The 21,781-nt window shown below is 49.0% G+C and carries 19 protein-coding genes and 3 tRNA genes; 10 read left to right on the top strand and 12 right to left on the bottom strand.

Annotation, left to right across the window (positions count from 1 at the left end; genetic code table 11):
* Window positions 1-96: 96 nt before the first annotated feature.
* The 10 genes from Q8M98_10125 to Q8M98_10170 all read right to left on the bottom strand — a co-directional run bounded on the left by Q8M98_10125 (window position 97) and on the right by Q8M98_10170 (window position 10,243).
* A tRNA-Gly gene (locus Q8M98_10125) sits at window positions 97-172 on the bottom strand.
* A 151-nt stretch (window positions 173-323) separates the two neighbouring features.
* Window positions 324-1,862 (bottom strand): glutamine-hydrolyzing GMP synthase, encoded by a 1,539-nt coding sequence (gene guaA / locus Q8M98_10130; GenBank protein MDP3115112.1) that lies wholly within the window; start codon window positions 1,860-1,862, stop codon window positions 324-326.
* Window positions 1,863-1,869: 7 nt separating this feature from the next.
* On the bottom strand, window positions 1,870-2,496 hold the full coding sequence (locus Q8M98_10135; GenBank protein MDP3115113.1) for an MBL fold metallo-hydrolase: 627 nt from the start codon (window positions 2,494-2,496) through the stop codon (window positions 1,870-1,872).
* A gap of 8 nt (window positions 2,497-2,504) precedes the next feature.
* The gene (locus Q8M98_10140; GenBank protein MDP3115114.1) at window positions 2,505-3,488 is read right to left on the bottom strand and encodes a tRNA (5-methylaminomethyl-2-thiouridylate)-methyltransferase; all 984 of its coding nucleotides are present in this window, start codon (window positions 3,486-3,488) and stop codon (window positions 2,505-2,507) included.
* A 128-nt stretch (window positions 3,489-3,616) separates the two neighbouring features.
* Window positions 3,617-3,693 (bottom strand) — tRNA-Thr (locus Q8M98_10145).
* A gap of 4 nt (window positions 3,694-3,697) precedes the next feature.
* The gene (locus Q8M98_10150; GenBank protein ID MDP3115115.1) at window positions 3,698-4,384 is read right to left on the bottom strand and encodes a hypothetical protein; all 687 of its coding nucleotides are present in this window, start codon (window positions 4,382-4,384) and stop codon (window positions 3,698-3,700) included.
* An 88-nt stretch (window positions 4,385-4,472) separates the two neighbouring features.
* Window positions 4,473-5,261 carry a TSUP family transporter gene (locus Q8M98_10155; GenBank protein ID MDP3115116.1) on the bottom strand — a complete coding sequence of 263 codons (789 nt, stop codon included), beginning with the start codon at window positions 5,259-5,261 and terminating at the stop codon, window positions 4,473-4,475.
* Window positions 5,262-8,465: a hypothetical protein gene (locus tag Q8M98_10160; protein ID MDP3115117.1), complete on the bottom strand. Its 3,204-nt coding sequence runs from the start codon at window positions 8,463-8,465 to the stop codon at window positions 5,262-5,264.
* A 72-nt stretch (window positions 8,466-8,537) separates the two neighbouring features.
* A complete protein-coding gene (gene umuD / locus Q8M98_10165; protein MDP3115118.1) occupies window positions 8,538-8,987 on the bottom strand; it encodes a translesion error-prone DNA polymerase V autoproteolytic subunit in 450 nt (149 codons plus the stop codon).
* A gap of 77 nt (window positions 8,988-9,064) precedes the next feature.
* Window positions 9,065-10,243, bottom strand: coding sequence for a tetratricopeptide repeat protein (locus tag Q8M98_10170; protein MDP3115119.1), 1,179 nt, complete (start codon window positions 10,241-10,243; stop codon window positions 9,065-9,067).
* Window positions 10,244-10,540: 297 nt separating this feature from the next.
* Between Q8M98_10170 and Q8M98_10175 the strand changes: the two genes are divergently transcribed.
* The 10 genes from Q8M98_10175 to alr all read left to right on the top strand — a co-directional run bounded on the left by Q8M98_10175 (window position 10,541) and on the right by alr (window position 20,337).
* Window positions 10,541-10,816 (top strand): HU family DNA-binding protein, encoded by a 276-nt coding sequence (locus tag Q8M98_10175; GenBank protein MDP3115120.1) that lies wholly within the window; start codon window positions 10,541-10,543, stop codon window positions 10,814-10,816.
* Window positions 10,817-10,949: 133 nt separating this feature from the next.
* Entirely contained in the window at window positions 10,950-12,131 is a 1,182-nt protein-coding gene (locus Q8M98_10180) for a type III PLP-dependent enzyme (protein ID MDP3115121.1), read from the top strand.
* A gap of 69 nt (window positions 12,132-12,200) precedes the next feature.
* Window positions 12,201-13,289 carry an Ldh family oxidoreductase gene (locus tag Q8M98_10185; protein MDP3115122.1) on the top strand — a complete coding sequence of 363 codons (1,089 nt, stop codon included), beginning with the start codon at window positions 12,201-12,203 and terminating at the stop codon, window positions 13,287-13,289.
* Between the two features lie 72 nt (window positions 13,290-13,361).
* The gene (locus Q8M98_10190) at window positions 13,362-14,462 is read left to right on the top strand and encodes a hypothetical protein (GenBank protein MDP3115123.1); all 1,101 of its coding nucleotides are present in this window, start codon (window positions 13,362-13,364) and stop codon (window positions 14,460-14,462) included.
* A 136-nt stretch (window positions 14,463-14,598) separates the two neighbouring features.
* Complete coding sequence (gene trxA / locus Q8M98_10195; protein MDP3115124.1) at window positions 14,599-14,910, top strand: thioredoxin; 312 nt, start codon at window positions 14,599-14,601, stop codon at window positions 14,908-14,910.
* Between the two features lie 9 nt (window positions 14,911-14,919).
* Window positions 14,920-15,810, top strand: coding sequence for a lysophospholipid acyltransferase family protein (locus Q8M98_10200; protein ID MDP3115125.1), 891 nt, complete (start codon window positions 14,920-14,922; stop codon window positions 15,808-15,810).
* Between the two features lie 548 nt (window positions 15,811-16,358).
* Window positions 16,359-16,446, top strand: a tRNA-Leu gene (locus Q8M98_10205).
* A gap of 108 nt (window positions 16,447-16,554) precedes the next feature.
* Window positions 16,555-17,079, top strand: coding sequence for a cupin domain-containing protein (locus tag Q8M98_10210; GenBank protein MDP3115126.1), 525 nt, complete (start codon window positions 16,555-16,557; stop codon window positions 17,077-17,079).
* A 15-nt stretch (window positions 17,080-17,094) separates the two neighbouring features.
* Window positions 17,095-18,435, top strand: coding sequence for a PhoH family protein (locus Q8M98_10215; protein MDP3115127.1), 1,341 nt, complete (start codon window positions 17,095-17,097; stop codon window positions 18,433-18,435).
* Between the two features lie 12 nt (window positions 18,436-18,447).
* Window positions 18,448-20,337: an alanine racemase gene (gene alr, locus Q8M98_10220; protein MDP3115128.1), complete on the top strand. Its 1,890-nt coding sequence runs from the start codon at window positions 18,448-18,450 to the stop codon at window positions 20,335-20,337.
* 149 nt (window positions 20,338-20,486) lie between these two features.
* Here the strand turns inward: alr and Q8M98_10225 are convergent, their stop codons facing one another.
* Window positions 20,487-21,026 (bottom strand): 2-oxoacid:acceptor oxidoreductase family protein, encoded by a 540-nt coding sequence (locus Q8M98_10225; protein MDP3115129.1) that lies wholly within the window; start codon window positions 21,024-21,026, stop codon window positions 20,487-20,489.
* On the bottom strand, window positions 21,026-21,775 hold the full coding sequence (locus Q8M98_10230) for a thiamine pyrophosphate-dependent enzyme (GenBank protein ID MDP3115130.1): 750 nt from the start codon (window positions 21,773-21,775) through the stop codon (window positions 21,026-21,028). Before Q8M98_10230 ends, Q8M98_10225 begins: the two co-directional genes overlap by 1 nt.
* Window positions 21,776-21,781 lie beyond the last annotated feature (6 nt).

Genomic DNA, 21,781 nt, shown 5'->3' on the forward strand with positions numbered 1-21,781 from the left:
AAATTCCAGACAGTAATGTGGGGTATCTGAGGTCCAATCTGAGGTCTTCACAATACTATCATAAAAAAGCATACCCCCCAAACCCTTTAGCAGAAATGGAGCGGGCAACGGGACTCGAACCCGCGACCCTCAGCTTGGGAAGCTAATGCTCTACCAACTGAGCTATGCCCGCTCGCAAGGGTCTAATCGATTTATCTGGCTTTGATTGTCAAGGTATTTCCGTTTGCGTCTTGCTTGGGGGGCAAATACTTTTTTATTCCACAGCCGAATCGGAGCTCGGCTTCCCAATCCAAACAGCATGGTAGTGCCTTGAATCTTATGTCCTATTCCCATTCTATCGTTGCCGGTGGTTTGGAACTGATATCATAGACGACGCGGTTGATTCCGTTCACTTCGTTGATGATGCGGTTTGAAACGCGTTTGAGGAAATTGAAGGGGAGTTCTGTCCAGTCCGCGGTCATGCCATCGACGCTATTGACGGCACGGAGGGCGCAGACGTAGTCGTAGGTGCGTTCGTCGCCCATCACACCGACGCTTTGGATGGGGAGGAGGACCGCGAACGCTTGCCAGGTTTTGTCATAGAGATCCCATTTACGGAGTTCCTCGATGAATACTTCGTCGATTGCTTGAAGGAGCTGCACTTTGTCTCTATCCACATCGCTGATGATGCGCACAGCCAATCCCGGTCCCGGAAAAGGATGCCTGCCGATCAATTCTTCCGGCAAGCCAAGTTCGCGTCCCACGGATCGAACTTCGTCTTTAAATATCTCTCTGAAGGGTTCGATAAGTTTCAGTTTCATAGTCTCCGGCAAGCCTCCGACGTTGTGGTGGGATTTGATCGTTACCGAGGGTCCTTTGAAAGAAACGCTTTCGATCACATCCGAATAGAGAGTGCCCTGAGCGAGAAATTCAACGTTGTCAAAGCGTTTTGCTTCGCTATCAAAGACATCGATAAAGGTTTTGCCGATGATCTTGCGCTTTTCTTCCGGAGAAGTAATTCCGGCAAGGCGATCGAGGAATAAATCCGCAGCATCGATAAAATCGATGTTTATGCCTGAATAGGAGGCAAAAAACTGTTTAACCCGCTCCGCCTCGCGATGACGCATACAACCGTTATCAACAAAGATGGGTATAAGCTGGTCTCCGATTGCGCGGTGCAAAAGCGCAGCTGCGACCGAAGAATCGACTCCTCCGCTGAGACCGAGGATGACGCGTTTGTCGCCTACTTTTTCCCGTATCGCAGCGATCGATTCGTTGATGAAGGAGCCGGGTGTCCAGTCTGCATTCAATCCAGCAATTTTAAGTATGAAGTTTCTCAATATCTGGATTCCGTTAACAGTGTGCATCACTTCCGGATGAAATTGCAAAGCGAAGATGGGCAGTGCTTTATGCGTGATTGCGGCAAAATCAGTATTGGTGGTATTGGCGATGGAATGAAAGACCTTGGGCAGATCGATGATCGAATCCCCGTGGCTCATCCAAACCTGTTGTTTGGGATCGAGTCCGTCAAAAAGACCGTGCTGTTCGATGATATTGAGTTCAGCATACCCGTATTCTTGTTTGCTGAGACGCTTTATCTTCCCGCCAAAGCGGTTGTTCACGATCTGCATGCCATAGCAGATTCCCAAGATGGGAATACCCAGTTCCCAGATCGCAGAATCGGGATGCGGAGCACCTTCCTGATTGATGGAAAAGGGACTGCCGGAAAGGATCACCGCCTTGGGATTCAAGGACTTGATCGCATCCGAACTCATATTGAAGGGATGGATCTCGCAATAGACGTTGAGGGAGCGGATCGCGCGTCCGATCAACTGCGTGTATTGGGAGCCGAAATCGAGGATCAGAACCGATTCGTGGGTCATTCTCTATCTACCTTACAAAGGGGTTGTTGGCTTTTTCCAAGCCGATGCTGGTGGCGGGTCCGTGTCCCGGAAAGACGATCGTGTCCTCAGGGAGAGTGAAAAGCCTGGATTTGATGGAATTGATGATCATCGTATGACTGCCGCCGGGAAAATCCGTTCTGCCGATGCTGAGTTCAAAGAGAGTGTCTCCACTGATGAGATATTTTCCGCACAGCAGACAGATGCTGCCCGGTGTGTGCCCCGGTGTGTGCATCACTTTCACTTCAAAGCATCCGAGCTTAAGGATGTCTCCATCGTCGAGCAGGATGTCCGCGGATTTACCCTTGAGGGGCGTTCCCATGAATTCGCTGAGGTTTTTTTTATTATTGACCAGCATACCCGCATCAAGGCGATGAATGGCGATGGGTGCGTGCAAAGCATTGTGAAAGAGCGGATTGCCGCCAATGTGATCCCCGTGGCCGTGCGTGTTCACGATGTATTTTACTTTGAGCGAATCCTTGTTGATCCGATCAAGAAAAGCTTGTGATGGAGCGGCGGGATCGACCAAAATGGCTTCCCTGCTCTCGTCGTCAAAGAGCAGCCATGTGTTTGTGCCATATTCCAGTAGCAGAATGCTGGATTCCAGTTTGAGCATTAAATCTCCTAATCCAAAGAAATTATGTGTTTACGCAGGATGTCTTCGGGGCATTTGCTGACCACGATTTCGTTATCGAGATTGTTGTCAATGCCATACTTGACAATGCCGGGGGAGGGGGCTTTGCGACTATAGTAGAGCAGGATGGAAGCCGCCAAAGAAAGGAGTTTCCGCTCCGGTTCTTCTGAAATGATGATCCCCAGGGGACCATAGACTTCCTTGATCAACATGCGGATGCCGGAGGATGAGTGTTTTTCGAGTTCATTGTTATCCGCTTCGGTTCTGCCGATAATGAGCTTGGTCTTGGCGCTGAGGCGAAAATGACGTCCAAACCGCAGCAGCGTAATGCTTTCTTCGTCGGTTTGTCCGTGCGCGATCAAATCTTTCAATCGCAGGGTGAAATTGCGGTCGGTTAAAAGACAACCACCTGCGGGAGTGGGATAGACGATCTCCATTTCTGCGGCAAGGCGGATCTGATCTTTTCTGCCGCGTCCGTGGAAGGCAAGCAGTTCGGTTTTATCCACCCAGCCTTCGCGAATGGGAAGGGTGTCCGGCAGGAGTTTTTGAGAGAGCGGACGGATGAGCAGATCGGGAAAACCGGAATGATTGGCTACCGAATCCAACGCGTCGCGGCGTTGGGACATCGGTCTTTGACCAAGTACTTCGCCGGAGATGAGAAAATCCGCGCCAAGTTCGGCAAGCATGTTTCCTGCCATGCGAAACATCAAAGCGTGGCAATCGATGCAGGGGTTGAGGTGTCCACCAAATCCATATTTTGGGTTTTTCATCATTTCCAGATGCGCGGCTGTGATATCGCGCACGATGAGCTCGATGGAGTTTTTGCCGGCTATATCGATCGCCCGTTCGGAGGGGATGTAGGGAGCACGAAAAAACACGGGAAAGACGGTGTATCCGTGCTTTTGCATCCATTTCACGCTGAGGATGCTGTCCAAACCTCCTGAAAAAAGAGCGATGGCTTTATGTTGTTTCATTTTATCTCCGTACTTGATAGTCTCTATTTCGATGCTGCGGAAAAGATTGCTCAGCAAAAGCGGAGTCCTGTTCTACCTAATAAAAAAAGCAAAGTGCCGGGCTTTAATACCCGGCACCGCGTCTATTGTGGAGCTAAATGGGGGAATTGAACCCCCGACCTACTGATTACGAATCAGTTGCTCTACCGGACTGAGCTAATTTAGCTGGATCAATTTTTCATAAAACGGATGTTGACTGGATTTTCAGGAGTGTCGATAAACATTGCCTGATGCGATCTGCCAAAGCCTTCATCCTTGTAGGTGGCGAAGCTGTTTCCCAAAATGATGTTGAAGTACTGGGTGGTGAGCGCGTTGAATTCCACCATCGTAGGACCGGAAATGTTATGTGGATACCAATAATGCGCAGCGCTGAGCCCGGTGCCCGGTTTCCCGATTTCGTTGGGCACAAAATCCGGTAGGTAGATTACGTAGTCCAAGACAATGCGCACTGTTTCGGGATAATTTTCAAAGCCATTTAGGTAAAAACCATAAAACTTAGCCAAAGAGCTTTCTTCCATCAGTTTCGGTATTGCTAACACAGGTTCGAAACTCGCACAATCAGCACCGTTGATAAAAAACATCGCCGAGCGGATGTTTCCCACTTGGATCGATTCGATGCGGGCGTTCTTGTTCAGGAAGAAACCGTTGTATGCAAAAGCATCGATGCTGTTCCTTGGCACGTCAAAAGTAGCTTTGACGCTCAACTTCTGCAAATCTGCCGTGTAATGCATATCAAGGATCACTCCGGCAATGGGAATGACCTTCATTTTGTTAGAAACCTTTGTGCTCTGATCCTTGGCAAACAGGTTCAAGCCCAAAAGGAGCAGGATCACGGAAACAAGCAGGTATTTATGCATTTGAAACTCCCTTGCAATTTCATAGACTATTCTTGCGCTAATTTTTAAACAGCGCCTGTTTCGTCAAGAGTTTTGTTTGCAGCTTGGCTCAGTTGGAATGAAAGGCGATGTTGTAGATTATTCGGATAAGAAGTAAGATCATGGCGATCACGAGGATACGTTTGATCAGGATGTTTCCCTTGAGGATGACAAGCTTGGAGCCGAGGATGTTTCCCGCGATACCGCAAAGCGCTCCTGGTATTGCAATGGGATAGAAAATCTTACCGGCGTGGGCGAACGTGATCATGGCAGCAACGTTTGATGCCAGATTGATCACCTTAGTATTGCCGTTTGCCACGACGAAGTCATAATGTAGCAGCAATGTGAAGGATAGGATCAGAAAAGTGCCGGTGCCAGGACCGAAGAATCCATCATAGAAACCGATCACAAAGCCTGCGAGGCTTCCCAAGATGATGCGGTATCCAAGCTTGAGCAAATGAGAGCGATCATGAATCCCGATCTTTTTACTGAGCAACGAGACCACCGTGATCAGAGGGATCAGCACGATCAAGAGATAATTCAAAAAAGCGGGGGAGAGGATCAAAGCTATTCGCGCTCCCAGCCAGGAACCCACGAGCGCGAAGCCGGCGCTGAACAAAGCAACCGGGATGTCGATCATCCCGGCGCGCAAATAGTTGGCGGTGGAAAAGACTGTCCCGAAACATGATGAAAACTTATTTGTCCCAAGCGCCATGTGCGGAGGGATGCCCACGCTCCAATATGCCGGTAGGGAGATCAACCCTCCGCCTCCGGCAATCGAATCGATCAAACCCGCCAAAAAGATTAAGGGCAGGACGATGGCATAGTCGGTGCCGCTCAGGCTGATGATTTCGTTCATCTAAAGTTCCGCGCGAAATTCGAGTTTTAGTTGGTTTTTGATCCTTTCCTCGGGATAGATGTTTCCGGTGTATTCAAGAGTGAAAGAGCTGAAATTGTTCAATCTATAAATCGCGGAGAAGCTCCATGAACTTTGCAAACCGGCTCTTTTCTCCGGCAGGAAACTGAGAAATTCACTGCCGCCGCGATCGTTGTATTGCAGATTGAGTTGGGCAGCAAGCCGTCCGCGCCGGTTCCAGGTGCTGCGCCAAGAAGGTCTGATGCCATAGCTGATCAATTCATAGCCCTCGCTTTCGTTTTGCTGCCGGCCTTGCTCGATGGCGGTGGTCAAAACTGCCTGCACCTGGCTGTGAACCGATAGATTGCGCAAAACCGTGAGTTCCAACGACTGCTTTGTGATCTCGGATAGATAGCGGGTGTCTGTTTCGCGGCGATCCTGAAATTCGAGACTGAGGTTGTTGGCATAGAATTGTTTCAGCTCCAATCTCCCTCCGCGATTCAATCTGAAAGTGCGGGACTGGCTTTGATAGCGGTTGTCCAGAGACCGGTCGATTTCCAGATTGATTACTCCGAGCAGGCGATTGCGGATCAGATCGAGCCAGAGGTTTTGATTGTAGTTTTGCTTGCCATAGATAGTGCTGGTTTCATTGAAGACCGTGCCGGGATAGAAGACGTAGCGGCGCAGATCATCGCTTTGACTGCATTGCTCGGTCGCCTGAAGAGTTGCATCCCCGTGCATGCGTTTCCAAAAGCCCTTTTGGGAGAAGTTTCCCGGATTGAAGTAGATGCTGAGCAGGGCGTTGATCTCCGTGCTCAGGCTGCCGGTTTCGGATGTGATATACACATAATCATAATCTCCGTCGGGCAGATAGACTCCGGTGCTGTCATAGAGTCCCAAGCCCGCTCCAATATATTCCAGCTCGCGGATCTTGGGAAAGAATTCCGTCTGGTTGAGCTGATAGTTGTTCATCAGGCTGATGGCGCTTTTGAGGAATTGATGCGAGCTGCGGGCGCTGATCAGATCATAGTTCGTGCCCGGAGACGCGTCAAAGCGAACAACTTCCCGGTGTGTGACATCGACACTCAGGTTGTGATTTTGAATGGCAGTAAGATGCTTTACCGCATAGGTTTGGGATTCGGAGAGAGCTTGCCATCCATCGCGATGCAGATCCGTGCTTTCAAAGGCATAATTGAGATCGGTGAAAAAGACCCTCGGCAACCCGAATCCCAGATTGGGAGAGAGCTTGTAGAAACGGTTTCCACCGGATACGAGAGCCTGATTCGGATCAGTCATTTCGAGGCTTTGAAAGTTGGCGTTCAATCTGGTTTTCAGATATCGCCAATCCCAGATAGCGACACCTTCGTGATGGTTGAGACGGCTTTGTCTATCAGTACCGTCCAAATAGTTTTGCAGGGACAAAGTGTGGCGCAGATTGAGCTCCGGGATGATACCGATCGCCGGTGAACGTGAAACGAATCGCAGTGCCGTTTGTGCATAATAGTCCTTTATCTCCTTGTAGCGCAACAATATCTCCGGTCGCCAGTAATTTCCCATTTCAGTTCTTGCGGATAGACCAGTGGAGCTTTGCGCTAGCGAATCGGCAGGATCGAGGGCGCTGAAATCATAATCCGCCTGCGGATCGCTATATTGCGCAAAGAGATAACTATTCGCGAGACGTCGCTCATGGTCAATGCGAAGCTGCGTCCCGGAAACTCTATCGCTGGCTTTAAATTCTGCAAATGCGTGAATGATACCTCCGGAATTGTCCTCATCGTCCAGAGGGGAGAGCGTGTTTTTGTCATTTAGGCTATAGATGCCCTCGACCCCGCCCAATAGCCGTTTATGGCTGTATAGTAGCTGTATGTCCAGATTAGTCCTTTTTACAGGAGAAACAAGGCGTTTTTGAGGTTGCCAGGATCCTTGCCCGGCACCAATATAGCGGTATTTGCCGCTGGAATATTGTTCATAAGCACCATTGCCATAGCCCACGTAACTGAAATAGACGTTATAGCTTGCAGTCGTGTCCCCCGGAGCGTATTCATAATACCCGATTCCGCCGGCAGAGGTGATCAGTGTATATGTCCCCAAGCCTGGCTCGACTTCGAAGACACCGTCTCCCCAAGCTTGCGTGTCTCCCGCCAGCTGCAAAGAATCACGGTCGGAGTCGGTCATTTCATACAATAGGGGGTTGTCTTTGGCATCTGCTTGATGGATGATGTGATGGGCGATACTCAAGCCGGGAAAGATGGCGATTCTCGATGAATTAAAATAGGTCGATTGCTTGAAGAAGTCGTCCGAATACTGAAAGAAAGCGCTCACCAAGCTTCCGGAGGTCACAAGTATGCGAAAGGTCACTGAGCCCTCGGAATAGTCGATGCCATAGTCCAATCCCCGCTCGAGGAGGCGTCCGTCCATATAGATTTGTTCACTGCCGGCGATGATGATGTGGCTGGTTTGAAATCCGGTGGGATTGAGAAAATAAGGTCCCTGTTTTCCATCAATTATGGCAATGGTGAGATTGGCACGTTTGCCGCTATTTGCCGAAAATCCGCCTTGGAAAAAGTGCTTGGTTTCAAACCAAGCATTGATGCCCTCAGATTTGCTTTTGTAGTTGATGAATCTGGTGTCCTTGAACTCCCATTCGACGTCGCCCATAGCGATCTCATAGTTTCTGCCAAAGACGCGTACAAAGACCTGATCGAGGCTGCTCAGTTCCTTGGAATCGCCTTCGGGAGAAAGTTTGGACTGGCTGTCCGAGAGCTGGGCACTGAGGTTGACGTTTGGTGAGAGCTCGCCGCTAAGATTGACAAACAGCGATTGTTTCAGATCGAATGTCGAATCCTCGGAAAAAGTGATGGCAAAAGTCTTGGAGCCGCTGAGGTTCAGCTTTCCATCGTCCGACCACCAAGGAGTCTTGGTTCTGGTGATCGCTTTGAAGAGCGAATCGCTTTTTGCTCTCGGTTGATACATCCACTTGGTGTCTCGCAGGTTAGGCGGAATCAAAACGTATTGGATACTTAAGTATTGGTAGGGAAGAGGAGCCAGCAGAACAAGTTTTCCGCTGCGGTGGTCAAGCCGATAATCCTGCTCCCCGACAAGTAAAAGGGTGTCCGCCAAGATCGTCTCCGAGCCTTTGATGAGAGGATATCTGGAAAGTTGATAATCCCCGATCCCTGATCTAAGCTCCAATATCTCATCTACCAACAAGCTTTGCGAGAAAAGCTGCGGTACAAGGAGAAGCAAGAGACAAGGGGTGATCAGGTATCCGCGCATAGCTCAGACTTTATGAATCACGTATGTGACCAGACCCCAGACGAAGAAATCGCTCTCTTCATCGATGACGATGGGGTTATATTCGTCATTTTCGGCAAGCAAGACATAGCGTCCGGCTTCGGTGCGCAGGCGCTTCACCGTCAGTTCTCCATTTAGGACAGCTACGATGATGGAGTTATTTGCCGCTTCCAGAGATCGATCCACGATGAGAATGTCGTCTGGAAATATCCCTGCCTGGATCATCGAAAATCCTTCCACCCGCACAAAGAACGTGGAAGCTGGATGCTTGATCAGATGGTCGTTCAGATCCAGCGTGCCTTCGATGTAATCCGTTGCCGGAGATGGAAATCCGGCTGGTATGCGCGCTCCGAGAAGGGGGCGTTCGATCTTCTTCTCCGCCTTGAATCCATTGACAGCTTTGATCGTTCCATCGCTACCAGGTTTTTTTCTCATATTTCCTCTTATTCAAAAAAACAGTCAATCGAGCAAGCCTTGACCGATTGACTGTTCCTTGTCTTGATGTGTTTGAGCTATTTGATGGCTGCCAGTATTTTTTTGGCGTTGGTGCCATGAACGGCATCATTTTGGATGCGTTGCAGATCGGCTTTGGCTTCGGTGTTTTTCTTTTGTTTGAAGTAGGAATCTCCGCGCAGGAGAAAAGCCGCGGTTTTGCTGGAGTCCATATAGATCACCTGAGTGGCATAGGTGATGGTTTTATTATAGTTCTTTTGCTGATAAAAATGGTTTGCGAGAGCGAGAGCGATATCGGCGTTGCGTTCGAGAGCCACGGATTTTTCCCAGGCTTCCGCCATTTTCGCAATGTTTTTTAGCTGGCGATAATTGTCGCCCATGATCCGATAGGCGCTTGCTGTGGTAGCGTTGTCCGGTTTGGTGGCGATCAGTTGTTCGAGGAGTTGGGTGGATCTGTTCCAGTTATTGATCGAGCGGTAGAAATCTGCTACGCGCGAAAAGACGTCAGGGTCTTTTTGCAGTTGCAGAGCTCTTTCAAAGTTCGCCGCGGCTTCGGGGTTATTGCCTTTTTCACGATAGCGTGTGCCGAGGATGAGAAAAGCTTTGTAGTCTCCCGATACGTCGGCATAGTCCTTCAAAACCTTGAAAGCGCGCACTTCGTCTTTGATGTTGTCGTTCAAGATGTTGTATTTCGCATTGAGCATATCTTCGTTTCCAGGGTCGGATTTCAGCAGTAAATCATAATAGGATAAGGCTTCTTCAAATCTGCCGGCGTTTTGAGATGTCACAGCCATATTTTGGTAGATGTCGGTAATGATTTTCTTTTGTTCTTCTTTGCTGATGGTAAGCAGCGCCAGCGATGCATAGATATCAACGGCGGTCTGGTATGATGCGAGGGCTTCGGTAAACATGCCTTGCTGCGAGTTGATAAACGCCAGGTCCGAATTGACTCTGGCGATGTTTAACAGCATGTCTTCGATGTTGATGTCGATGGAATCAGCAGGTGTGGTAGTGGGTTTTGCTTCTTCAAAAAGTGCCTTAGCTTCGGAGAAACGGGCAAGTGCACCTTGATAATCCTTTTCAGCAAAGGATTCGGCTCCTTTCTTTGACGCTTCATAAGCAAGAGCCAGAGGATTGCGAACCGGAGCTTGTTCGACGACTACCTTGGTTTTGCTGCAAGCCGATATCAGGATCAGCATCGTAACTGCTATGAGCGATAAATATCCGAGTTTAAACATTAAAACCTCCATGATTTTCTTTGCGCAAACCATAACTGGCAAGGCACTATTTTGTCAATCGAAAAAGCAATCAGAGCTTTCTATGAAAATAATCAACTACTTAGTTGATTATTTTCCAATCACAGTATATGTATGCACATCAATAAGATAGGCATTGTTGATAATGACTGAATATGCCCTAAACCCTGATTGGCAGAGGATCGAGCCGATTTTTTTTGTTGACAGAATATACCACGTTGGTTTTGATATGATTTGTAAAGTCTCTAACTCTTATCAGAATTATCTTAAGGAGGTAAAATGAGCAGAGATGATTTGATCAAAAAGATTGCTGGCGCTGCCGGTGTGTCCCAGAGAGTAGCAGGTCTCGCACTTGCCGCTGTCCTGGAAGGTGTCACAGAAGCCCTTAAACAAGGCGACAGAGTATCCTTGGTCGGGTTTGGTTCGTTCAGCGTTGCCCAACGCAAAGCTCGCAATGGCATCAACCCCAAGACCAAGAAGCCACTAAAGATTCCGGCTCGCAAAGTTCCTGTCTTCAAAGCAGGTAAAAATCTTAAAGACGCCGTGAAAAAGTAACCAGATTTCACATTCTAAACAAAAGGCAGGATCACAAGTCCTGCCTTTAACTTTATCTGGGTGATAAACAGTGATTGACATAATCTGCCTCATGGGAAAATGACGCAAAAGATCTATGGAACAGGAATAATCGATGTATAAAGAACCTTATCACTTCAATATAGCACGTTATATCGATCCCGAGCGCTTTGCTCGGATCAAGGAGTTTTCTCGCAACCTGGAAAGCCCTTGCCTGATTATCGATATCGAAATGATCCGGCAAAAGTATCATGCATTGGCGAAGAACCTTCCCAATGCGCAGATGTATTATGCCGTGAAAGCGAATCCGTCCGATGACATCATCCTGCTACTGGAATCCCTCGGTTCAAATTTTGACATCGCTTCCCGCTTTGAGCTCGATCAGATGTTGCGCCTGGGCATTTCTCCAGATCGGCTCAGCTATGGCAACACGATCAAGAAAAAAAGCGACATCAAATACTTCTATGAACGTGGAGTGGAACTCTTTGCCACGGACAGCGAAAACGATCTCTTGAACATCGCGGAAGTAGCACCCGGAGCGAAGGTTTTCTTTAGGATTCTCACCGAAGGCACTGGAGCGGACTGGCCATTATCGAAAAAGTTCGGTGCGCATTCGGACATGATCTATTATCTCATTGTGCAAGCTGCGGAGTTGAATCTGACCCCCTGGGGAATATCCTTTCACGTGGGATCCCAACAGCGGGATATCGGACAGTGGGATGACGCGGTCGCCAGATGCAAATATCTCTTCGACGCGGTTGCGGAAGAGGGAATCGAATTGAAGATGATCAATATCGGTGGCGGTTTCCCCGCAAACTATGTCGATCCCACTTACGAAGTGTCCGAATACACCGAAGAGATCATGCGTTTCATCAGCGAAGATTTTGGCGAGCACATTCCGCAGATCATTATGGAGCCGGGACGTTCGCTGATCGCGGATGCAGGAATCCTTGTTTCGGAGATCATCAATATCACCCGCAAATCCAAAAACAACATCTATCAATGGGTTTTCCTGGACGTGGGTAAGTTTGGCGGATTGATCGAAACAATCGACGAATCGATCAAGTTTCCCATCTATTTCGACAAAGAAGGTTTGGCGGACGAGATCATCCTCGCGGGACCGACCTGCGACAGCATGGACATCCTCTATGAACACTATAAATATCACATGCCGGAAACAATGCGACCTGGAGACCGCGTCTATATTTTCACCACCGGCGCCTATACACAAAGCTATAGCTCGATCAACTTCAACGGTTTCCCGCCACTGAGATCAGTAGTATATAAAGATGGGTGAACCAATGAATTTGCCCTACTTTCGCCATAACTGCGAAACTGAAATCCATTTACAGCCAAAGGACATGAAATGAAACATCTTCCCATCGACATTCTTAAATCCTTCATGATCGAAGTTTTCACCCGCGTCGGAGTGCCCGAACCCGATGCCAATATTTGCGCGGACATCCTCATCGCCAGTGACCTCAAGGGCATCGAATCCCACGGGATCGGACGCCTCAAGATGTATTATGACCGCATCAAACTCGGAATTCAAAAACCCCTCACCCGGATTGACGTGATCCGAGACAGACACGCCACGGCAGTCTGGGATGGAACCCACGGCATGGGGCACGTGATCGGTTTCAAAGCCATGCAAAGCGCGATCGAAAAAGCCGCCAAATATGGCATCGGTGCGGTTGCTGTGAGAAATTCCACCCACTATGGCATCTGCGGATACTATGCCGAGATGGCATGCGAAAAAGACATGATCGGTCTCACTTTCACAAACGCCCGTCCTTCCACTTGTCCTACCCACGGCGTCTCACCGCTTTTGGGAACTAATCCGATCTGTTTCGGAGCGCCTTCCGATCTGCCTTACCCTTTTATCTACGATGCTGCCACGTCCATCTCCCAAAGAGGAAAGGTCGAACAATACGCCCGTGAGGAAAAAGCCACTCCCGCCGGCTGGGCGATCGATCTGGAAGGAAATCCTCAGACCGATACCAATCGGCTATTGGTGGATCTGATCAAGCAGACCGCTTCATTATTGCCCATTGGCGGAACGGACGAGCTTTCCGGTTCCCACAAGGGTTATGGACTGGCAACGATGGTGGAAATCCTCTGTGCTGCCCTGCAAAACGGCAGCTATCTGAACATGCTCCTCGGTCTGGACGAAAGCGGCAAACCCGCCACATACAATCTTGGGCATTTTTTCATGGCGATCAATATCGATTTCTTCACGGAAATTGACGACTTCAAAAATACAACCGGTGCCATTTGCAGAGAATTACAAGCATCAAAGCTCTTTCCCGGGCAGGATCGCGTCTATGTCGCAGGGGAAAAGGAATATGAAAGTGCGCTCAAAATCCGTGAATTTGGAGTGCCTATCATACCTAATTTGCAGAGAGATATCGAGGTTATGCAACGCGAATTGAACCTTGACATGATAAAGCTGTAGCAATATTTTCTTGACAGACTACCGTATAGATTCATTTATGAACCACAAGTCTAAACATAAGGAGTACTCAGAATGAAAAAAGTTATCGCAATCCTCATTTGCGTGATGCTCGCCGGCATGGTATTTGCCATCGAGTTCAAGCAAGACGGGGTTTTTCGCGCCCGCGCTGCAATCTATAACGACCTAAACGAAGAAGACGGCGGTCATCTCGACAACCGGCTCCAGTTTGGTTTGAACGCAGAACTTCATGAATATTTGAATATGTATGGCAAGGTTGAAATTGGCAACCTAACCTGGGGCACCGATGGTGGAGCAATCACCACCAGCGGAGTAAACATCAAGACTTTTGAGCTTTATATCGATTACCGGATCGAATCCCTCATGGCAAACGTGAAGATCGGTCAACAGTGGTGGTCGGATCATCGCGGTCTCATATTAAATGATACTTTTTCAGGGATCGTGTTCACCATGGACAATTGCATGAGTTTCAAAACCCAAGTGGGATGGATCAAGGCAAATGAACGTTGGAAAAACAAATCCGATGACTACAACGTGTTTTTGATCAATGCCCAGACTGATTCTCCCATGCCTGCCGGCGTGTTATTCATGTATGGCAGGGACGACAATCCCGCCTTCGAGATGAGCAACATCACATTCATGCCCTATGTCACAGTCAAGAACGATCCGATCGAACTCGATCTGACCGGCTTTGTCGATTATCAAATGTACACCAGCCCGATTGACTCCGAACTCTCTTTTGGCGCAGCAGCCAAGGCGAATATGGACTTGGGTATGATGCAAATCGGCGCGGACATACTTTATGTAAGCGAAAAAGGTCTCACCACGCTCAGTCCCTACTACCAGAACGGGCTCTATATCTATGGTTACGGACCCCATCATGACGGTGTGAACCTCTATTGGGGAAACTATAATGCACCTCAGAACGCCAATTTCCTCTCTGCCGTGGCTTCGGTTCGTATGCCTCTCAATGATAGTATGACGGCTTTCGGAGCTTTCGGTTTGTTGATTGATACCGGCATGGAGATCAACGCCGGAATCGAAATCAACTTGATTCCCGATCTGTTGAAACTCTCCGGCTATGGTGCCTATGGCATTCACGAAAGCGAAACCAAAAACTACATGTTCGGAACCACGATCAAGACCAGTTTCTAAACAATTCCGAGATACTATATTTCAAGCCCGGCGGACACCAATCGCCGGGCTTTTTTGAATAGCGTAAAATATCATGCTTGTTTCAAGCCTCTCGATGATTACTATATCACCATGTTATATCAAGATGGAGATTACAATGATAGTTGAGCTTAACAACAAGGATTTTGACCAGAGTATCGCAAGCGGTGCCGTGATCGTGGATTTTTGGGCGGACTGGTGTGGACCCTGCCGAGTTCTTGCACCTATTTTGGAAGAGCTGGAGGGAGAATATAACGATGTCACCATAGTAAAATTGAATGTGGACGACTTTCCCGAGATTGCCGGAAAGCACGGCGTGATGAGCATTCCCACCCTGATGTTCTTCAAATCCGGCAAATTGATCGATACTACAGTCGGCGTCGTCTCCAAAGCGGTGATCGAAAAGAAGATTGCGGATATCAGAGGCTGAAACTCCATTTTGAAAAGAAATAAAATCCTCCATCATATCGAATATTGTTCATTGCGGACGGTGCTTTTTGTCCTTCGCGTCTTGCCCTACAAGCTGAGTATGGCATTTATCCGCTGTCTCGTGGTTGGGATCGGATACCACGCCGGAGTTCGCAAAATAGTAGCATTGCGCCAGATTGAAATGGTCTATCCGGAAAAGAGCCTTGCCGACCGGCGTGCATTGCTCAAAAAGCTCTATCTTTATATGGCTTTGATGGTGGGGGAGATCTATGTGATGAGGGAGAAAAAGCTGATCGCAAACTCCTCCTTCCAGGGGATGGAATACATCGAGGCTGCTTTTGCCATGGGCAGGGGAGCGATCCTCGCCACTGCACATTTTGGCAATTGGGAAGCGGCGCGAGTATTTCCCAAATTCGGAATTCCCGTCTCCGTGATCGTCAAGCGCCAGCGAAACATTCTCTTTGATCGGTTCAACAATGCCATCCGCGGAAAACACGGGGTCGGGGTCATCGATATGCGCCGCGGGCTCAGAGACATCATCACCTGTCTCCACAAAAACGAAATGGTCGCAATTCTCGCTGATCAAAACGCGGGCAAGGCGGGCATCGTTCTCGATTTTCTCGGCTTCCCCGCCTCCCATTGGAAGGGCGTGGCAAAACTCTCCCTGCGCTACAAGATCCCGATCATCCCCGGTTTCGCGCTCATGACGGAAGGCTCCCACATCCGCTTTTGTTTCGAGCCCCCTATCTATCATCCCGAGCTGGACGACAACGAGGAAAACTATGCCATCGTCCTCGGCGAGATCAATGCCGTCGTGGAACGCTATATCCGCGACTACCCGGAACAGTGGTTCTGGGTGCATAAGCGCTGGAAAGGCGCTTATGACATGTTTGCCGGATAGGCTCTCACCATTTATTCATTCTTGTTAAAAGGTCTCGTTTTTAACTCCAAACAAGCCATTTATCATCAATGCAGCGGTCACAGGAAAGATAGAAATAAACCATCCACAAATCTGTGTATGAAGTGAAAGTAAGGTGAAATGAACTGACGGGGACGTCGGTAACTCCAATTCCAAACTCCAATTCCGATAATTCCACATGTGGCGGCAAGTGGCTCTCCCATTTGGCTGCGTTAATCAAGCGTAATAATACTAACGCTTGATTAAGGCTTGATTAACACTTTGGATGTAGCGCAGCATGCCGATGCTGCGGTGGTGTCAATTGGAAGTCAATTGGAAGTCATGAGCAATTCCACTGACATGTGAATTTGTGATGAAATCTGTGAAAACGAGCAGCGGAAACACAATCCATATTGATCCATGAAAAAACATGGAAAATAACGATCATAGCCGATCTGCGTCATCTGCGTTCTATTCAACATCAAAGCCTCGCCGGTTTTTTTTGTCTTGACAAAATAGCACCCTCAAATGATTTGTGCCGCACAGTATGTGCTGGAGTGGTGAAATTGGTATACACGCTAGTTTCAGGGACTAGTGAGCGATGAGCTCATGGGGGTTCGAGTCCCCCCTTCAGCACCATATTTTTATCCTCTTGATTCCATGTATTTTAGGCGCGCAAAATCTCAAATCCAATAAAAAAGATTGACGTATTTACAAGCTATGCAAATCCTTGCACGAAGAATAAAAATGAAAGAGTTTGATATGAACGAATACCGCACTATAATCGACAAACTCAATATGATGGCTCATCCCGAGGGTGGGTTTTATCGCCGCAACTGGCAATCGCTTCTGATGGGAAACGTCAAAGACAACACCGGAAAGGAGATCTTTCCAAACCGCTTCATCGGTTCATCGATAATTTATCTTCTGCCCGAGAACATGGTCTGTAAATGGCACCGCGTCAAATGCGACGAGATGTGGCATCACTATCGGGGCACCGCTCTGAAGATGTATCTGCTTTCGCAAAAAGGCTTGGAGACGATCATCCTGGGCTCCGATATCATCAGCGGAGAAATGCCGCAGTTTTTGATCCCGCGGAATACCTGGTTCGCAGCCGAACTGATCGAGCCAAAGGATTATGCCCTATGCGGTTGCACGCTCTGGCCAACCTTTTCCTACACCGATTTTGAGCTTGCGGAAACGGATAGCCTGGTGGATGATTTCCCCGCTCAGAAAGAGATCATCGAACGCATCCAAAATCACGCTCAATAAGGAATTGTCAAGCACATGGAAAAGAAAATCTTCATCCTGGATACAAACGTTCTCATTCACAGCCCACAATCGCTGTTTTCCTTTGACGAACACCGCGTGGTGATCCCGATAGTGGTGATCGAAGAGCTTGACCAATTCAAGAAAGGCGTCGATGAAAAAAGCCGCAATGCCCGCCAGATCGGACGCTACCTCGATTCTTTGCGTAAGCTGGGATCTTTGCAGGAAGGGGTCAAAACCGAACACGGCGGCGTCATCCAAGTCACGGTCAACAAGGACGTTACGGATACCGCAGCGAAGCTCTTTTTCCTCGATCGAAACGACAATCTGATTATCGGCACGGCGCTCTATTTCAAAAACAAGTTTCCGGATAGCGAGGTGACTCTCGTCTCCAAAGACGCCAATGTGCGCATCAAATCCGATAGCATCGGTATCAATGCCGAAAACTATGAATCCGATACGATCAAATTTGACGAGTATTATACCGGATGGTCGGTGCTCGAAATCGAAAGCGCCATCTGGGATGAGATCGCCATTAAAAAATATACTGCCAACACCTTCGGCGAATTTCAACCCAACGAGTTTGTCCGCTTTATCGACAAAGACAATCCCGAAAAGGTCAAGACTATGCGCTATATGCAGGCGCACAATTCATTTTACGCGCTGCAAAGCTATACCGGGCAGGAAGTTTTTGGCGTGAAAGCCCGCAATTTTGAGCAAGAAATGGCGTTGGACGCACTTCTGGATGACAACATCAAGCTCGTGAGCCTCTCCGGACGAGCCGGAACAGGGAAAACCCTTTTGGCTATGGCAGCGGGACTCCAAAAAGTGGTCGAGGAAAGCAAATATACCCGGCTTGTTATCTCGCGTCCTATATCTCCCCTTGGCAAGGATTTGGGCTATCTGCCGGGCACTAAGGCGGAGAAATTCAACCCTTGGATGCAGCCCATCTATGATAACATGGATATCCTGCTATCCCTGCACGAGGACAAATCTGCCGAGAATTTCAAGAGTAAAAAGAAAGCGAGCATTTTTGACTTTATGGATTATGGTTTTTTGGAGCTCGAACCGCTCACCTATATCCGCGGACGCAGCCTGCCGGATCAGTTTATCATCATCGACGAAGCGCAAAACCTTACACCGCACGAGATGAAGACGATCATCACCCGCGCTGGGGAAAACACCAAACTCGTGCTCACCGGCGATCCCTATCAGATCGATATCCCCTACCTCGATTCGCAGAGCAACGGACTCTCCGTAGCGGTGGAAAAGCTCAAGCATGAAGACATCATCGCCCACGTCACCCTGGAAAAAGGGGAACGTTCCAAACTTGCCGACATGGCAGCCAAGTATTTCTAAGGCAGGACATTGATGCACAAGATCCGCGAACGTAGCTGGGTGGAAATCGATCTCGCCGCTTATCGTCATAACCTTCAAGCACTCAAAGCTTTGATGCATCCAAAGCAGGAATTCCTGCAAATCGTCAAAGCCGATGCCTATGGTCACGGAGCCTTTGAGATCGCCAGGATCGCGGTTTTGGAAGGAGCCGTCATGCTCGGAGTCGCCAATGCCGATGAAGGCAAGCTGCTCCGCGTTCAGGGCTGCAAGATTCCCATTTTGATCCTGTCTCCCTCTTTGGAAACTGAGTTGGACGCCATCCTCGCCTATGATTTGATCCCAAGCGTTTCTGACGCCGCTTTTCTCTTTTCCTTGAATAATGCCGCTGTCAAGGCGGAAATGCGCGTCCGCATTCATCTCAAGTTCGACACGGGCATGCATCGCAGCGGAGCCCACTGCGAGGATTGGGAAAAGCTGATCAATGCATTGGACAAATGTGCAAACCTCACCCTGGAGGGAATCTTTTCCCATTTCGCCAGCAGCGAAAGCGACAAAGAATACAGCGCTTTTCAGGAGATGTGCTTTGATGAATTGATCGGCAAACTGAAACACAAACCCCGCTATATCCACATCTCAAACAGCTCCGCCATCGTCAATGGGATGGGACAAAACAGCAATCTCGTGCGCCTGGGCATCCTTTGCTTTGGAGTTTACACCCACCCCGCGCAAATCCCGATCATCGATCTCAAACCGGTGATGACCTTCAAAGCCGCAATTTCTCAGATCAAGAGCATCTCCGCAGGCGCGGGGCTTGGCTATAATCTCACCTGGACTGCCGCGCGTGATACACGCTATGCCATCATACCAATCGGCTATGCGGATGGTTACGACTTCCTGCTGTCGAACCGCGGAATTGTGTTGGTAAACGATTCTCTCTGTCCCGTGATCGGTAGAATCAGCATGGATATGATCACCATCGATATCACCGATGTGGAAGATGTCCGGATCGGGGACGAAGCTACGCTTTTAGGAGTCGGACATCCAGCTTTGAGAGCGGAAATGCTTGCCGCGCAATATAATGGCTCAGCATACGAACTTCTCTGCCAAGTGGGCAGACGCGCCAAACGCTATTACTTTGACGAAAATGGATTGGTGACCAGTTCTCCACTGTCGCGGCGCGATTTTGTGTCCTCGGATTTCAGCGATTCCAAGCTTGCTCAGATCATCGAATCCGCCCTCGCGCAGAGATTGCAAAGCGAGGAAATCGGCGAACTCATCTCCCGCGAGATATTGCGCAACTTCTTTTACAACAAGGATATGGATATCCATTACCGCAAAAACTTCAAGCACAAAGTGCGCTTTGATACATCGGACAGGGTTGGCTACTACCGTGCGCACACTGAGCTGAGCTTTCGCAAGATATTACAAAACGACTATTTCATCGTTGCCTGCGCCAATTCGGACGAAGCCTTGAAAGCATATTTCAGACGCAACGACGTCGAGTATAGATGGTTGATGGACGATAATTTCACTCTCAGCGCGGAAGTCTTCGAATTGAGCGAAGTCCGCGTCAATGACCTTGTGCTCGATACCGAACTCATAAATAACGGCGATTGTTTCGAAATCCGCTGCTTCCATCCGTCGCTGAAGTCTCTTGTGGGCAGGGAGATGGAGTTTTTTATCAACACCAGGACGCTATATCCAACCGCCTCGCATCAACTCAGCATCTTCATCACCGAGCTCACCCACGGAGTCAGCATCATATACGAATATCCAGAGACGATCAAATCTGTGGAGACGATCCCCTTTTTCTCCGGTCAAAACAAGTTTCCAATGATCACCAAACAAGGCAATTCAATCAGCGTTGAAACCTCCGCGGAAGAATGGGTATTCCCCCTCTCCGGCGTAGTTTTTGCATATTGAAGGGGTTTCTGTAGCGCAGGATGCCGATCCTGCGGAAGAGTGTAAACCCTGTCAAACGAGGTCATCGTTTCCGCAGCATCGGCATGCTGCGCTACAGGTAAAAAAACCCGGTCATCAAAACCGGGGCGATAAACAAGCGTTAAAATGTGCTATTGTCTTCCCAATTCCATACCGCGTTTAATGGCGGTGAGGTTTTTTTCCAACAAATCGACGTTTTTCTCTTTGAGGAATTCGGTGAGGTCGTGTTCCATGGTATCATATTTGATCAGTTTCGTCTTGCCGATGACCATGCCGATGGCGAGCATATTGAGCACCATCACGCTGCCGATCTCTTTGGCGATCTCGCTCATCGGAGCGGCAACGATAACGACGTCATCGCGTTTGATGCCATGTGGGCACATGTCCGTATTGATGATGATGACTCCGCCTTTGCGGACGGTTGGGCCAAACTTGTCCAATGACGGTTGATTCAACGCCACGAGGATATCCGGATAGCTGACTATGGGCGAAGCGATCGGCTCGTTGGAAACGACAGTAGCCACATTTGCGGTACCGCCACGCATTTCAGGTCCATAAGAAGGCAGCCAGGAAACGTGTTTGCCTTCTTTCATTCCGGCTTGGGCGATGAACTTGCCGATAGTGAGGACGCCCTGTCCTCCGAACCCGGCACAAATCAGTTCAGTTTTCATTATTCTACTCCCTCGCCTTTGTCACGGAAACAGCCCACTTTGAAGAAGGGAAGCATGTTTTCCCGTGCCCAATCGCGTGATTTGACCGGATCGATGCCCCAGTTTGTGGGACAGGTGCTGATCAATTCCACAAAAGTGAAACCTCGTCCTTCCTTGTTGTATTGAATCGCTTTGTTGACCGCTTTCTTGGCTTTGATAATCTCCGCCGGGCTGAGCAGCGACACGCGTTCGATATAATATGGAGCTACCAAGGTTGCCAGCAATTCGCTTGCGCGGATGGGATAACCGATGTCGTCCACCTTGCGTCCGTATGGACTGGTGGTGGTTTTCATGTCCGGCAGGGTTGTCGGAGCCATCTGTCCGCCAGTCATGCCATAGATGGCGTTATTGACGAAGAACACGCTGATGTGCTCTCCGCGGTTTGCGGCATGGATGATCTCCGCGGTGCCGATGGCGGCAAGATCTCCATCTCCCTGATAGGTGAAGACATGCATATCCGGCCTCGCGCGTTTCATGCCTGTCGCAACAGCCGGAGCTCTGCCATGTGCGGCTTGCGCCATGTCAAAATTGAAGAACTTATATGCGAAAACCGAGCAGCCGACAGGTGCGACGCCGGCCATCTTGTTGATGAGCCCAAATTCCTCGACCGCTTCGGCGATGAGGCGGTGCGCCACGCCATGCAGACAGCCGGGACAATAAGTGAACGGGGTTTTGGTGAATGTGCTTGGTCTGGTTGCGATTACTTCCATTTCTCT

The sequence above is a fragment of the Candidatus Cloacimonadaceae bacterium genome, from assembly GCA_030693415.1.
Lineage (GTDB): Bacteria > Cloacimonadota > Cloacimonadia > Cloacimonadales > Cloacimonadaceae > JAUYAR01.

Coding starts and splice junctions, on each gene's coding strand:
- guaA (MDP3115112.1), bottom strand. CDS start 1,862: ATGACCCACGAATCGGTTCTGATCCTCGATTTCGGCTCCCAATACACG.
- Q8M98_10135 (MDP3115113.1), bottom strand. CDS start 2,496: ATGCTCAAACTGGAATCCAGCATTCTGCTACTGGAATATGGCACAAAC.
- Q8M98_10140 (MDP3115114.1), bottom strand. CDS start 3,488: ATGAAACAACATAAAGCCATCGCTCTTTTTTCAGGAGGTTTGGACAGC.
- Q8M98_10150 (MDP3115115.1), bottom strand. CDS start 4,384: ATGCATAAATACCTGCTTGTTTCCGTGATCCTGCTCCTTTTGGGCTTG.
- Q8M98_10155 (MDP3115116.1), bottom strand. CDS start 5,261: ATGAACGAAATCATCAGCCTGAGCGGCACCGACTATGCCATCGTCCTG.
- umuD (MDP3115118.1), bottom strand. CDS start 8,987: ATGAGAAAAAAACCTGGTAGCGATGGAACGATCAAAGCTGTCAATGGA.
- Q8M98_10170 (MDP3115119.1), bottom strand. CDS start 10,243: ATGTTTAAACTCGGATATTTATCGCTCATAGCAGTTACGATGCTGATC.
- Q8M98_10175 (MDP3115120.1), top strand. CDS start 10,541: ATGAGCAGAGATGATTTGATCAAAAAGATTGCTGGCGCTGCCGGTGTG.
- Q8M98_10180 (MDP3115121.1), top strand. CDS start 10,950: ATGTATAAAGAACCTTATCACTTCAATATAGCACGTTATATCGATCCC.
- Q8M98_10185 (MDP3115122.1), top strand. CDS start 12,201: ATGAAACATCTTCCCATCGACATTCTTAAATCCTTCATGATCGAAGTT.
- Q8M98_10190 (MDP3115123.1), top strand. CDS start 13,362: ATGAAAAAAGTTATCGCAATCCTCATTTGCGTGATGCTCGCCGGCATG.
- trxA (MDP3115124.1), top strand. CDS start 14,599: ATGATAGTTGAGCTTAACAACAAGGATTTTGACCAGAGTATCGCAAGC.
- Q8M98_10210 (MDP3115126.1), top strand. CDS start 16,555: ATGAAAGAGTTTGATATGAACGAATACCGCACTATAATCGACAAACTC.
- Q8M98_10215 (MDP3115127.1), top strand. CDS start 17,095: ATGGAAAAGAAAATCTTCATCCTGGATACAAACGTTCTCATTCACAGC.
- alr (MDP3115128.1), top strand. CDS start 18,448: ATGCACAAGATCCGCGAACGTAGCTGGGTGGAAATCGATCTCGCCGCT.
- Q8M98_10225 (MDP3115129.1), bottom strand. CDS start 21,026: ATGAAAACTGAACTGATTTGTGCCGGGTTCGGAGGACAGGGCGTCCTC.
- Q8M98_10230 (MDP3115130.1), bottom strand. CDS start 21,775: ATGGAAGTAATCGCAACCAGACCAAGCACATTCACCAAAACCCCGTTC.